The sequence below is a fragment of the Marinobacter shengliensis genome, assembly GCF_003007715.1.
GTDB classification, from domain to species: Bacteria; Pseudomonadota; Gammaproteobacteria; order Pseudomonadales; family Oleiphilaceae; genus Marinobacter; species Marinobacter shengliensis.
Window position 1 is genome coordinate 959,660 of sequence record NZ_PXNO01000027.1, and the last position, 14,128, is coordinate 973,787.

Genomic DNA, 14,128 nt, shown 5'->3' on the forward strand with positions numbered 1-14,128 from the left:
CCCTATGCACTCCCCCTGCCTGCCACCGGCCATGGAGCCGGCAGATCTTATCTGGCGCGACGGCGTACCCGAATCCACCCGGTTTGGAGACGTATATTTCAGCAGGGACAACGGCCTGGCAGAAACCCGGTATGTTTTTATCGGGTATAACCAGTTGCCGGAGCGGTTCCAGCAGGTGCCAGACACCGGCCACTTTGTGATCGCTGAAACCGGTTTTGGCACGGGCCTGAATTTTCTCGCCGCCTGGGCGGAATGGTTAAAGCAGCGCCCCGCCGATGACAACGCCATTCTGCACTTTGTGTCGGTAGAACGATTTCCCCTGCGCCTTCAAGACCTCGAAAAGGCGCTGTCGTACTGGCCCGAGCTAAGCCCCCTGGCAACGGAGCTTATCGAACATTACCCTCCACTGATCAAGGGCACTCACCGGCTTGTGCTGGCCGGAGGTCGGGTTCGGCTGACCCTGTATTTTGGCGATGTCCTGGATGCCTGGAACGATCTCACTTTTACCGCCGACGCCTGGTTCCTTGACGGCTTCGCCCCGTCGTTAAACCCGGACATGTGGCTGGACGATGCCATTGGTCTGATCACCAGCCATAGCAAGCCCGGAACGACCCTGGCCACGTTTACCGCCGTTGGCCGTGTGCGGCGCAGCCTTGCAGAGGCCGGCTTCGAGATCGCAAAAGCCCCCGGCTTTGGCCGCAAGCGGGAAATGCTTGCAGGTATATACACGCCAGGGAATACCACTAATCAAGAGGCGAGAACTGGCACGGTTGCCGTTATCGGTGCAGGAATTGCCGGCACCCTGCTCGCCCGCAATCTGGCGGAACGGGGTGTTCGGGTGCTGCTGCTGGACAAGGCGCCCCACGCCGGTTCTGCGGCATCTGGCAATCCCCAGGGCGCGCTCTATGTAAAACTTGGTGTGGAGTACAACGCACAGACTGAGCTTGCCGCAACTGCCCTCAGTTTCAGCCAACGTTTCTATCGGCCCTGGCAAAACCGCTTCTGGCACCCAACGGGGCTGCTGCAATTGGCGACCGATGATCAGGAAGCTGACCGCCAACGGCGGTTCTGCGAGCGCAATGAATACCCGGATAATCTGCTGGAACCCGTGGATGCAATCAGGGCGAGCGAACTGGCAGGGATTCCCGTCGATACTGGCGGTCTCTGGTTTCCCGGTTCTGGCTGGCTTGAGCCTGCAAAGGCCTGTCAGCAGCTGGCTGAGCACCCGCTGATCGAAACACGATTCAGTTACCAGGTCGTCAACCTTCTGCCATGTAACAATCAATGGTGTATCCGCAATCACTCTGGCGAAGACTGCCGCGCAGACGCGGTGATCATTGCCGGAGGCCACGAAAGCCCCGCCTTGGTGCCCGTAGCCGGGCAGCTCCGTTTGAAAGCGATCCGCGGTCAGGTTACTGAACTACCGGAGGCAGACTTCAACCTACCCCAAACGGTGATCTGCGGGACAAAGTATCTCAACCCTGTTCAAGGCGGCAGTGCAGTCACCGGGGCGACATTTGACCTTAAGGACGAGACCCCCTACCCAACCCCCGCAGGCCACCAGGAAAACCTTGACGAGCTAAAACGGATTCTGCCGTCTGTAACCAAAGAATCGGTGCCAGATCCCGATCAGCTGCAAGGGCGAGTGGCCTTTCGCTGTACCACGCACGATTACCAGCCTGTGGCCGGCCACATGCGGGACACCGAAGGGAACCACCTTAACGACCTGTATCTGCTGACCGGCCTGGGCAGCAAAGGGTTGGTCTGGGCACCCTTGCTGGCAGAATATCTGGCAGATGTTATCAGCGGCCAGCCCCACTGCTTGCCTGCGCCGCTCTCAAAGCGACTCGAAACGGGGCGGCTATACCGAACCTGACACTTACCCAGGCGTAATGAAGCCGGCCTACAGTTTTGTGACATTCAGCCGTTACCATTAGAGGAGCTGCTCTGCATTGGGATGTTGCAGCAGTCACATGGGAGAGTTAGTGGAATGTCTATTCACGTAAGTGAGCCGGGGCGACCAATCGGCACCCGATTGCCGGAAGCCTTGCGAAGCCGTCGCGTTGGCGACGTCACCGAGCTGACGGAATCCGGCGCGATTTCACCGGGCCACAGCGAGGCAACCGACGCGGAGTTTCAGCAGGCCGCTAACAGCGGCCGCCACCGTGCACTCCAGGAGTATGGCGCCGCAGCCGCCGGCGAACGGCGCGAGGAGCGTGTGTACCTGCCTGTTTCCGCCATTTGCTCACCGGCGCTGTACTCTGTACCCGCTACGGCTTCCATGGGTGAGGCCATGTCCAGCATGGAAGACAACAATGTGCACCATCTGGTCATCCTGGCCGACCACAACGTTGCAGGCCTGATTGACCTGCGCTGGCTACTCGCCTGGCTCCACGAAAACCCGTCACAAGCCGTAAATCAGAGCCTGTCTCAGGTTGAACTGCCAGCTTTCCTGACCGCCTCTCCGGAAACCGACGCACATCAACTCGCACGGCTTATGCTTGCACACCAATTGAACGCGGCACTGATCGTTGACGCAAAAGGCCAGCCATCAGGCATTGTGACCAGTACCGACTACCTGAAGCTGTATGCCAGCGCCAGCCGGCAGGAGGGGACCGTCTAAGGCCTCGCCCCCCTTTAAAGCCATTAAGGGTTCTCGGAGGTCAGTGCATCGCCCTCCGGGCCGAACAGTCTAATTGCCAGCTCACCACCCAGGTCTACCAACGCAGTAATTTCATCATCCCGATAGTTTTTCAGCCTTAACACATTCAACCCCTCAACATCAGGCTGAATGCGCCAGCTCCGATAAGCCGCTTCGTCATCACCACGATTCAGCCTTGCCAGGATTGCATGGCGGGTGGAGGGATTTCCAGCGCCTTCAGCGAAGACCCCATCGGTGGAACCGGCAATGACCATATCGCCGTTAAACAGCAGGCCCTGGCTCAGCTCTACAATGGCAGTGTCATTCTGATCATTGGCCGACAATGCACTGCCAATGGCACCCAAGGTACTGTAACCCAGAGCAAACCCGGCCCGGCTGTTCATACGTGTGCGAATAAGTTCGTCAGCGTCATCTTCGTTAACTTCCACTCGATACTCAAAGGGGCCGTCACCAATCAGCCACGCGCTACCATCGCCATAAAACCCGTGCCGCAGAACCTCGGCGGATTCTTCTCCAACCTGGTAAACCGACACTGTCCCCGAGGCACTGCCACCGAAGAAAAAGGGGCCGGTAACCGCCGTGCCGTCGATCGATGATGGCGCAAAACCAAACAGCAGGGGGCTGAGAGCGGCCACACTGCCGCCCACCACATGGTCATCACCCTCAGAACCCACCTGGCGCGTCCAGGCGACCGTTGGCACCAGTGCATCGCCATCGGGTATGGTATCGATTCGGGTCAGGAATGCGTCGATACCGCCGGCCGACGACTCTCCACCCCATACGCCGTCGGTTTCACCCGCGATCGCAACATAGCCACTGCCAGGGTTGAGCCCTATCCATCGAACACGGTCATGCCCGGAGGTGCCCATCCGGAACAGGTCATCCCAACGCAGCTGATACTCTCCTTCACTTAGTCGATAAACGCCTACAATTACATTATCTCCGGCCCCGGCATCGCCTGAGCCAACCGGCTCGTCAGTAGTGAATGCCACGGCCATTTCATATCGGGTGACCCGGACCGTGTCTTCGGTGACCCGCCGCTCCGCCACATCCACGAACACATCGGGGCGGGCTGAGGCATCTGCGAGATCGGCAACGACTACGGGGTCGCCCAGCAGGGCGCCAGTCTGATCATGAATGCGCACCTGAACCTGGCCGTTGTTGCTCCCGGCGACAAAGTAGCGACCGCCATGACCAACGGTAAAGTCCGTCGCAACAAATCCGTCATTCCAGACAATAGACTCTTTCAGACGATTGAAGCTGAGCCTCAACAGGTTATCGCTGGCACCTCTGGCAAAACCTTCCCGGCCCGCCTGGAACCGGCTGTCTACCGCCAGGTTCGCAAATCGGTCGTGCAGGTCCTCCGGCGTTGAATAGCTCTCACTGACACGGACCTCGAAAAGCAATTCATTCTGGCCAACGGGAAAGCTTAAGGTATCGTTCTCCACGCCTTCCTGCTCAATGACAAACTCGGTTCCCAGCCGTGCCGTGGAGCCTTGGGCGTGCGTCAAACGGACTTTGATGACGTCCTCCCTATCACCGGACAGCGTGGCCCGATATTGCCCGGTTGTACCGGTGTTCAACGTATCTCGCGGGCCGCCCTTCAGGGTTTCGATGGCAACCGTCGGTTCATTGTCACGAACGGTCAGGTTGGTTCGCACACCGGTGTCCGATGCGCCCAGGGAGGCAATGCCCGTGCGTACCTCTGTTAAATGAAGCTGCGCCAGTTCGGACGGTTCGGGGATGGTGTCGTCAATGACTTCCAATGGAATGTAGCACTCGGTGATACCTGGCTCGAGGGTAATCAGCCCCCGATCCTTGATGCCAGCGTCGTTCTCGTAGTACTCGATGTAGGTCAGCTCCTCGCCCTGTTCATCCACCGGGAACGCGGTGTTGCTGCCCTGCGCGACAATGTCGTTACCGATAATGGCACGGCCGAGGTTGTCACTGCTGTATTCGCACCGCTGGTGCGGTGGGCTTTCCTCGTCGTCACACTTATTCTCATCGAATTCCGAGCGCAGCTCGAACGCGATGGAAACCCTTGTCACGGAGGGTTGGTCCAAAAGAACCTTTGCAAACACGCGATTGGTTGGCGAAGTAACTGCCTTGGACTCCTTAAACGAGCCATCCTCGTTGTACAGGTCAATCTCATAGTCATGCTCGCCGACCACATCCAGTGCAGGCAGTTCACAACGGGTTCGGGAGCTGTCAGGAATGTCCGGGCTCTCACCCTCGGTGAACGACGGCGCCTCCAGCGTCACTACATTCCGTTTGACTTCAATATCAAAAGGCTGGAACCCGGCCATGCGGCCATCGGTGGTGACAATGTCGATGTTGTCGTTTCTGCCCAGGTCCGCCTCACCTCTCGCGCCCCCGGACAGTCCAGGAACGCCGCGCATGATGATGCCCTGGCGGGCTTTATTGCTGGTGTCTTCCAGCGCGAGCCAGGAGGGGGCGTTCGTCAGCGAGTAATCCAGAATGCTCTCGCCGCCATAGGCTCCCCAGTTGTAGTAATACTCAACCCCCAGGTAGGCCGTGGTCGGCGGCGCGCCAAGCAGCGTGGGCTGGTCGGGGTCTTTTTCGGTTTTACAGCCGGCAGACATCAGTGCGATCAGGGCCAGGCCAAGAAGACGGCCAGAGGAGGAGGTGCGGGGGAGCAGATCGGCGCGCATGCAAAAATCCGTTTCATGACGTTGTTGTTATGGCGGTGCCAGCGGGGCATAACGCTCCCGGTTTACACACCGTTACAGATCAACGCCATGTTAGCCAATTTGCGCCCTGCCGGATCTGCGCGAGTTCTCAGATTCACCGGCCGGGCCCGCATCAGCCTGCTACGCCATGCTCCTCTAAGAGGGCGAGAAGCCCCTCTTCATCCAGGACAGGCACTCCCAGCTGTTCTGCCTTGGTCAGCTTGGAGCCAGCAGCCTCACCCGCCACCACGCAGGCGGTTTTCTTCGAAACGCTGCCCGCGACCTTGGCTCCCAGCTTCTCCAGTTTTTCCTTCGCCTGGTCCCGGGTCATCTGTGACAGGGTGCCGGTCAGCACCCAGGTTTCGCCGGCCAGGGGTTTGGCCTCGGCAGGGACAACCTGTTCTTCCTGCCAGCTTACCCCGGTGTCTTTCAAAGCCTGCAGGGTTTCCTGGTTGTGGGGCTGGTCGAAGAAACTGCGAATATGGCCGGCCACGATGGGACCAACGTCCGGTACCGCCTGCAGCGCCTCGTCATCGGCGGCTGAAATTGCCTCAAGGGTACCGAAATGCGATGCCAGGGACTTCGCGGTCGCCTCACCCACCTCACGAATACCCAGGGCGTAGAGGAACCGCCACAGCACCGGCTTACGGGCCCGGTCAATGGCCGCCACAAGGTTGCCTGCTGATTTATCCCCCATACGGTCAAGGCTGGACAACTGGAATTTGGTTAGTCGGTACAGGTCCGCGACGGTGTTCACCATGCCTTCATCCACCAGCACTTCAATCAGCCGGTCACCCAGACCTTCGATATCCATGGCCTTGCGGGAGGCGTAATGGCGAATGGCTTCCTTGCGCTGGGCGGGGCAGTACAGCCCCCCGGAACAACGGGCGACAGCCTCCCCTTCTATCTGGACGATGTCCGAGTCACAGACCGGGCATTGGCTCGGCAGGACCACTTCCGCTGCGCCCTTCGGGCGTTTCTCCGGAACCACCTTCACCACTTGCGGAATGACATCTCCAGCGCGGCGTATGAACACCGTATCACCGATGTGCACATCCAGCCGGCGAATCTCGTCCATGTTGTGGAGTGTTGCGTTGGAAACGGTCACGCCACCCACAAACACCGGTTTGAGCCGGGCAACGGGCGTGACAGCCCCGGTCCTGCCCACCTGGAACTCCACATCTTCAATAACGGTCAGTTCTTCCTGGGCGGGGAATTTGTGGGCAATGGCCCACCGGGGCGCCCTGGACACAAAGCCCAGCTGCTGCTGCAAATCCAGGCGATTCACCTTGAACACGATACCGTCTATTTCGTATGGCAGCGTGTCGCGCTTGGCCATCAGCTCCTGGTACGCCTCGAGGCACGCTTCAACCCCCTTGGCTTTGCGCATTTCCGGGTTAATACGAAACCCCCAGCCCCGAACCCGCTGCAAGCTTTCCCAGTGGGTTTCAGGCAGCAGGCTTTCGTCGGTGACCGCCATGCTGTAGGCACACAGCTCCAGGGGGCGCTTGGCGGTGACTGTTGATTTCTTCTGGCGCAGGCTACCGGCAGCGGCATTTCTGGGGTTTACAAAGGGCTTTTCGCCTTGCTCAGCGAGGCGCCGGTTCAATTGCTCAAACCCCGCCTTGGGCATATAGACTTCACCCCGAACTTCCACCAGATCCGGATAGTCGTCGCCCCGCAAGGTCAAGGGGACTGACGGAATGGTGCGTATATTGGCCGTGATATCCTCACCGGTATAACCGTCGCCTCGGGTGGCGGCCCGAGTTAATACACCCTGCTCATAGTGCAGGCTGACCGCAAGGCCATCCAGCTTGGGCTCACAGACATATTCCACCGGATCCTCGGTTGCCAGGCGATCACGCACTCGGCGGTCGAAATCACGGAGCTCGTCGTCACTGAACGCATTGTCCAATGACAGCATGGGCAATCGATGGGTGATTTCTTCAAAGCTGGTTTCCGCGGCACTGCCGACCCGCCGGGTAGGCGAGTTATCTGTGGCAAGTTCCGGGTAGTCCGCTTCCAGTGTCTGGAGTTCACGGAACAGCCGATCGTATTCAGCATCGGGTATCCTGGGGTCATCCAGAACGTAATAGTAGTAATTGTGATCGTCCAGGGCAGCGCGCAACTGTTCCACGCGCTGCTGGATATCGGCAGAAACCTGGCTCATCGGATCGAATGTCCTGATTAAGTGTTATACCCGATGGGAACGCTGTTTACGTTCGAATTCACGGATGCGCTGCCGGCAGTGCTCGATCGTCTGCGGAGTCATTACGCTGCGGCGCTCGTCTTTCAGTTCACCGCCCATATTGCGCACAACGCACTGAGCGGTTTCGAGCATGAATTCGAAGGCCTGCATGGCATTGGATGGCCCGGGCAGGCTCATGAAGAAACTGATTCCGGGAGTGTTCAACGTTGGCATATCCTGGGGCCGGAAGGTTCCCGGCTCCACCGCGTTGGCAACGCTGAACTGCACTGGCGTGGTGGTGTCAGCACCTTCATGCCGGTGATAGATGTCCATGTCGCCATGTTCAAGACCGCAGGCCTCAAACAGCTTTTTCAGTATCGTTCCCTGGAACTCCTCACCGTTACGCGCCAATACGTTAATCACCAGCACTTCCCTGGCTTCCGGGCGATTGGCTCCCGCCAACGGCTGATTTTTGCGTGGGCCCGGTGCCGCTTCCCGGCGAGCGGTATCTTCCTCAACCTCTGTGGTCAACACAGGAGGTTCTTTCGCTCGGGTTTTTGCTGCGGGACGAGATTTCGGTTCTGGTTCTGGTGCTGACTCCGGTGCCGGCTCCGGTTCTGGCGGCAGTTCGGGCTCTGATACCGGCCGGGCGGAGACTTCGTCGTCGTAGACCTCCTCAGCCTCACCCGCCGGTGGTTCTACTGAACGCTCGGAACGGCTATTCACGACTCTTGGCTCACCCAGGACACCATCGTCGATGTTGTCGTCGGTCGCGCCCCACCCCGATTCCAGCATAACGTCGTCATCGTCCGAACTGCCGAAATCCTCTGACGTGTCTCGCTTGAGGTAGCCCCGCTCTTCGAGGGTTCCCCTGGATACGGTTCGGGCTCCACCATTGGGAAGTTCTGGATTGTAATCATCATCGAGCGGGGAATCCTTCAGATCATCCGCGCCCATTCCGGAGGAAATCGCCATGGATTCCTTACGGGCCCGGCGCATCCGCCGAACACCATCAATGACGATTCCAAGAATAACCAGGGTACCTATGGCAATTAACCATTCCCTAAGTGACATAGTGCTGCTGTCCTGTTTGCAGTTCGGAACGTTGCTACTCTAAGAAAAGCCCGTAATGAATACAACGCACTCCGGGCCGAGATGGCGTTATTGTCATGGTTGACGGCTTTTTCGCCAACCCTCAAGCCTCCGCCAAGGCTGCCGCCTCGTCGACATCCACCGAAACCAGCCGGGAGCAACCCGGTTCGTGCATGGTGACGCCCATCAACTGGTCCGCCATTTCCATGGCGATCTTGTTGTGGGTAATGTAGATGAACTGTACCTGTTTGGACATCTCTTTCACCATATTGGCGTAACGGCCAACGTTGGCATCGTCCAGCGGGGCATCTACCTCATCCAGCATACAGAAAGGCGCCGGATTGAGCTGGAAGATAGAGAATACCAGGGCAATCGCAGTCAAGGCTTTCTCGCCACCGGACAGCAGGTGGATGGTACTGTTCTTCTTGCCCGGTGGCCGCGCCATGATCGCCACGCCGGTCTCCAGAAGGTCTTCGCCGGTCAGCTCCAGATAGGCATTGCCGCCACCAAACACCTTCGGGAACAACGCCTGCAGGCCACCGTTAACCTGATCGAAGGTTTCCTTGAAGCGCTGGCGGGTTTCCCGGTCTATTTTGCGAATGGCGGTATCCAGGGTTTCCAGGGCTTCCATCAGGTCGTTGTGCTGCTCATCCAGGTAGGTCTTTCGCTCACTCTGTACCTGATATTCCTCGATGGCTGCCAGATTAATAGCCCCCAACCGCTGGATACGGTTACCAATCTTCTCCAGTTCTTCGGCCCAGATTTTCTCATCGGCATCTTCCGGCAACTGGCCCAGCACTTCCTGGAGCTTTACATCCAGCTCCTTGAGCTGCTCGATGTGGTTACCAGACCGGATTTCGAGCGCCTGGGATTCCAAATTGAGCTTTTCGAGCCGCGCACGTACCTCACCCACCACATGCTCAGTGCGGCTTCTGCCCTGCTCCCGCTCCCGTACCTCGCGGTCAATGTCTTCCAGGGCGTCCCTGGCGGCCGAAAGCTTCTCCTCCTCCGCCAACCGGCGCTCCAAAAGCCCCTCGAGTTGAAGTTGCAGGTCTTCCAGTGGCTCTTCAGCGCTCTCTCGGCTTTCCCGGAGCATATCAAGACGCTCTTCCAGCCGTTCTTTCTGCATTTGCATGCGTTCGATGGTCTGCTTCAAACCATCGCGCTGGCTTTGCAATGACTGCAGTTGCAACTGCAACTGGTGGGCATGGTCCCGGTCGTGGCGGGCTTCCTGGCGGAGCCTGTCGAGATTCTCCCGCAAGGTATCACGCTGCTCCAGCAGCCGTTCTTTCTCTTCGTCACTGTCCTCGGTGGAAGCCAGCGCCAGGTTCCATTCTTCCCTCGCGGATTCGAGATCTTCCTTCTGCTGTTCCAGGTTTCCGGCCACATCTTCTATATCATCCCGGATACGGGCAAGGCGGGCATCAATCTGTTCAGCCCGGGCTTTCAGACCACTAACTTTTGAGGACAACGCACCGAGTTCCCGCTCAGCGTCACTCAAACGGGCCTGGGCTTCTTCCCTGGCCGACTCAGCACGCTCGCCCTGTTCCTGGAGCAACTCCAGTGCCTCGACCGCCTGCTCAAGCAGCTCTTCCGCCTCTTGCAGACGTGCCTCAAGCTCGCTCACTTTCTTCTGGCGCTCAATGACACCGATTTGCCCGGCTTCGGAGTCGGGCATCAAGACCCAATCGCGAGCAACCCAGACGCCTTCAGGGGTAATCAAGCTGTCACCGGCGGAAAGTTGGGACCGGCGCGCCAGTGCGTCACTGGTGGAGTCTGCTGTATCAATACCGGCAAGCAGATGACTGATGGCACCCACGCCATCCACCTTCGCCGCCAACCCTCCAGCAGGCCTTGGTTCAGTGCCCGAAGACACCAGCGCAAGGCCTTTTGGCGCGCTGTCCAGGGCGTCAACAAGGTGGTCAAAGCCCGGCAATGCAAGCCCCTGGCTGAACCGGCCAATCACCTGCTCTACCGCAAATTCCCAGCCATCTTCAATACGCAATGCGGCGGCGACCCTGGGCGCATCCGACAAACCGTTATCCCGCAACCAGCCCTGCAAGGTGTCGTCATGGCCGCCCATCTGTTCATCCAGCAAGGCCATCTGGGAATCCAGGGCAGCCTTCAGGCTCTGCACCCGTTGCCGGCGTTCGGCAACACCCTGCTCGGCTTCCCGCAGCTTCTGCCGGCTCTGGTATACGTCATCCTGCAGCGCCTGGATACGCTCCGCTGCCTCTTCACGCTGTAGCTCGAGGGTTTCCTGCTGTTCGAGCAGCTCATCAAGTTCGGCCCGGTCCAGCTGCTCTTCCAGCAACGCCTGCTCGTCCGTTAATTTGCCATGACGATTGTGCAGCTGGGCAATAGCGTCTTCCAGGGAGCGGATTCGGGATTGGGCGAGTTCCGCCTGGCGCCGAGCGTCGGATGACCGGGTGCTGAACTCCTCCCACCGGTGCTGCCAGTCACTCATGGCGTCTTCGGCCAGCTGGAGCTTCTCTCCGGATTCTTCCGAACGCAGGGCCAGGGCTTCCTGCTCCGGCTCGATCATATCGAGCTCTTCCTGAATGCCCGCCAGCTTTTGTTCATCCTGTTCAAGCTCGCGCCCGAGCTCACGCTGGTTGGCCATGGCCTGATCCAGCTCTGCGGCGGTCTGACGACTACGCTCCCGCTGGTGTTCCAGACTTTGTTCAATCCGGGCAATATCGGCGCCGGCTTCGTAGTAGCGTGCCTGGGCCCGATTGAAATGTTCGGTGCGTTCGTGGTGGTCTTCCCGAAGCGACTCCAGGGAGGTTTCCAGATTAACCCGTTCGGTCAGCAGTTTTTCCAGCTCGAGCTCGGTATCCCGAATCTTTCCACGCCAGGACTGTAAGTCATTATCCAGCGCCTGCCAGCGCAGCACCGTAAGCTCGGCCTTTTTCTGCCGTTCTTCCTGCTTGTAGGCCTTATACTTCTCGGCCGCGGCCGCCTGCCGCTCCAGATGCTGCAACTGGCGCCCTAGCTCCTCGCGGAGGTCGGTAAGCCGTTCCAGGTTCTCCTGGGTGCGCTTGATCCGGTTCTCGGTCTCGCGCCTTCGTTCCTTGTACTTGGAGATTCCCGCGGCTTCCTCGATGTATACGCGCAGCTCTTCAGGCTTCGCCTCAATCAACCGGGAAATCATGCCCTGCTCGATGATTGCGTAGCTACGAGGGCCAAGGCCGGTGCCCAGGAACAGATCGGTGATGTCCCGGCGGCGACATTTGGCGCCATTCAGGAAGTATTCCGATTGCCCTTCACGGGACACACGGCGCTTGACCGAAATTTCGTTGAACTTGACGAATTCACCAGGCGCGGTGCCATCACCGTTATCGAACACCAGTTCGATAGACGCCTGGCCGACTGGCTTGCGGGCACTGGAGCCGTTAAAGATGACGTCCGTCATGGACTCGCCGCGCAGATACTTGGCGGAGCTTTCACCCATCACCCAGCGCACGGCGTCAATGATGTTGGACTTGCCACAACCGTTTGGCCCCACCACCGCCGTCATGTTGGACGGGAATGGCACCGTAGTGGGATCAACAAACGACTTGAAGCCAGCCAGCTTGATGGACTTGAGCCTCATATCAGGCGTTCTCCTCCGTGAGAATGCTCAAAACCTGTGCTCTCTGGTGTTCGCCGAAATCCTGGATAACCCGCTCCAGGAGAGCTGAATCGCCCTTAACCGCCGCATCTGCCAGATGACGGAAGAAAGTGCCGGTTTCGGCGATCTCACTTCGGAAATGCTCAAGGGCTACGTAATAGGTGCGGCTGATGGCGGGCCGGAAATTCTCAAGGGTTTCTTCAAGAAACGGGTTTTCGACCAATCGGTAGGCGTAACGCATGACGCCGAAGCCGGCGTCTATGACCTGTTCCGCGGCATCAGTGGCATTGGAATTGAGTGCATCAATGACCGCCTGAAGCTCCTTGACCTGGCTCATCACGCCACCAAGCTCGGAACCGGACCACCGCTCCAGCACTTTGCGCCCGAGCATGCATAGCAGATCGATGTAGATATCGTACAGGGCGTTGACCGAACCCGGGGTCAGGTCAGACACCACCGCCCCCCGGCGCGGAAAGATCTCCACCAGGTGGCGGCGCTCAAGTATCAGCAGCGCTTCGCGCACCGAGCCACGGCTGACATTCAGCTCACCGGCCACCTTCAGTTCCTGAATCCGCTCCCCCGGCTTGAGATCACGAATGATGATCCGTTGGCCGATATGCTGCGCGATTTGCTCTGAAAGGCTCTCCGGTGCCTGAAATCTCATAAACCTGATGCTCTCTTGTTATGACAGGACATGGTCAAGCGCAGAAGTTTATCACAGCCTCCGGCCAGCCCCACCCCTTGTCTGACATTTTGATTGCAGGTTTTGCACCAGCGGCAATGCCCTGCCGGAAAAATGGCGCTTTCGGACAATTACCCTGTCAAAACCTCAAAATAAAATAAAGAAAGCATCATATTCCATTGTTTATAATACCTTTATTTTCAATGGCACAGTTCATGCTGATGAGACTGTAACTACACCCGTTTCCAGAAGCAGAGCGAGCCATTGTGAAAAACCTGACTTCGATTCAGCCGTCAAAGACGCAGCCGGCCAGGCTGGCCGCCCTGAAGCAGTCGTTTCATGACTGGAACCAGTCCCCTGATGTTCTCACCAAGCTCGCCAAACGGCTGTCTACCACCCTGTCACTGGAAACCCAACTCGGTATCATCGCAGACGAGATTGCACAAACCATCCCGTTTGATGCCCTCAATTACCGGCATCGGATTGCCCGGCAGGATTTTGTGTTCTCAACCGGTATGGGCGGGCCCCATCGCTGCGAATACCGCCTCACGCTGGAAGGAAGTTACTATGGCACGCTCGCGTTTCAGCGCCGGCAAAAGTTTACAGACGAAGAACTTACTGGCCTGGAGATGATGCTCTCGGCAGCCATCTGCCCACTGCGCAACGCCTGCCAGTACATCGCCATTGAGCAAGCCGCGTTGACCGACGCCCTGACCGGCATTGGTAACAAACGTGCCCTTGACGAAGCTCTGCTGCGGGCAAGCGCTCTGGCCGACCGGCATGGCGCGCCCTGGAGCCTCATCCTGTGCGACCTGGATCACTTCAAATTGATCAATGACAACCACGGGCACGTGGTTGGGGATCATATCCTGACCAGAACCGCAGAGAAGCTGGAACAAGCCATTCGAAATTCAGACACCGTGTATCGATTTGGCGGGGAAGAATTTGCCGTATTACTGCCTCACACCAGTGAGCAGGAGGCACGGGAAGTTGCCGAGCGCATTCGCCTGGCGATCGAAAGTATTCGGGTGGATGGTGGTGAGACGCCACTGACGGTTACCGGCAGCTGCGGTGTGGCAACCCACCTTGCAGACGAGGCGCCGGAGCAGTGGCTGGCCCGGGCAGACGAAGCGTTATATCGGGCGAAAGCACAGGGCCGCAACTGCACCCGCGTTTTCGCCAGTATTTCCTGAGCGACAGT

General features: G+C 58.5%; 8 protein-coding genes. 3 read left to right on the forward strand and 5 right to left on the reverse strand.

Features of this window, described 5'->3' with window-relative positions:
- The first annotated feature begins 4 nt into the window (after positions 1-4).
- Together mnmC and C7H10_RS17560 are read left to right on the forward strand one after the other, a co-directional pair.
- Complete coding sequence (gene mnmC / locus C7H10_RS17555) at positions 5-1,876, forward strand: bifunctional tRNA (5-methylaminomethyl-2-thiouridine)(34)-methyltransferase MnmC2/FAD-dependent 5-carboxymethylaminomethyl-2-thiouridine(34) oxidoreductase MnmC1 (RefSeq protein WP_106695866.1); 1,872 nt, start codon at positions 5-7, stop codon at positions 1,874-1,876.
- A gap of 114 nt (positions 1,877-1,990) precedes the next feature.
- A complete protein-coding gene (locus C7H10_RS17560; protein ID WP_106695867.1) occupies positions 1,991-2,623 on the forward strand; it encodes a CBS domain-containing protein in 633 nt (210 codons plus the stop codon).
- A 23-nt stretch (positions 2,624-2,646) separates the two neighbouring features.
- On the opposite strand, the gene C7H10_RS17565 is transcribed toward C7H10_RS17560, so the two are convergent.
- The 5 genes from C7H10_RS17565 to C7H10_RS17585 all read right to left on the reverse strand — a co-directional run bounded on the left by C7H10_RS17565 (position 2,647) and on the right by C7H10_RS17585 (position 12,909).
- Positions 2,647-5,334 carry an alpha/beta hydrolase gene (locus tag C7H10_RS17565; RefSeq protein WP_106695868.1) on the reverse strand — a complete coding sequence of 896 codons (2,688 nt, stop codon included), beginning with the start codon at positions 5,332-5,334 and terminating at the stop codon, positions 2,647-2,649.
- 151 nt (positions 5,335-5,485) lie between these two features.
- A complete protein-coding gene (ligA, locus tag C7H10_RS17570) occupies positions 5,486-7,522 on the reverse strand; it encodes an NAD-dependent DNA ligase LigA (RefSeq protein ID WP_106695869.1) in 2,037 nt (678 codons plus the stop codon).
- A 24-nt stretch (positions 7,523-7,546) separates the two neighbouring features.
- Positions 7,547-8,614 (reverse strand): cell division protein ZipA, encoded by a 1,068-nt coding sequence (gene zipA / locus C7H10_RS17575; protein WP_061332188.1) that lies wholly within the window; start codon positions 8,612-8,614, stop codon positions 7,547-7,549.
- Between the two features lie 121 nt (positions 8,615-8,735).
- On the reverse strand, positions 8,736-12,227 hold the full coding sequence (gene smc / locus C7H10_RS17580) for a chromosome segregation protein SMC (protein ID WP_106695870.1): 3,492 nt from the start codon (positions 12,225-12,227) through the stop codon (positions 8,736-8,738).
- Position 12,228: 1 nt separating this feature from the next.
- A complete protein-coding gene (locus C7H10_RS17585) occupies positions 12,229-12,909 on the reverse strand; it encodes a GntR family transcriptional regulator (RefSeq protein WP_061332186.1) in 681 nt (226 codons plus the stop codon).
- 284 nt (positions 12,910-13,193) lie between these two features.
- On the opposite strand from C7H10_RS17585, the gene C7H10_RS17590 reads away from it, so the two are divergent.
- Positions 13,194-14,120, forward strand: coding sequence for a GGDEF domain-containing protein (locus C7H10_RS17590; protein ID WP_106695871.1), 927 nt, complete (start codon positions 13,194-13,196; stop codon positions 14,118-14,120).
- Positions 14,121-14,128 lie beyond the last annotated feature (8 nt).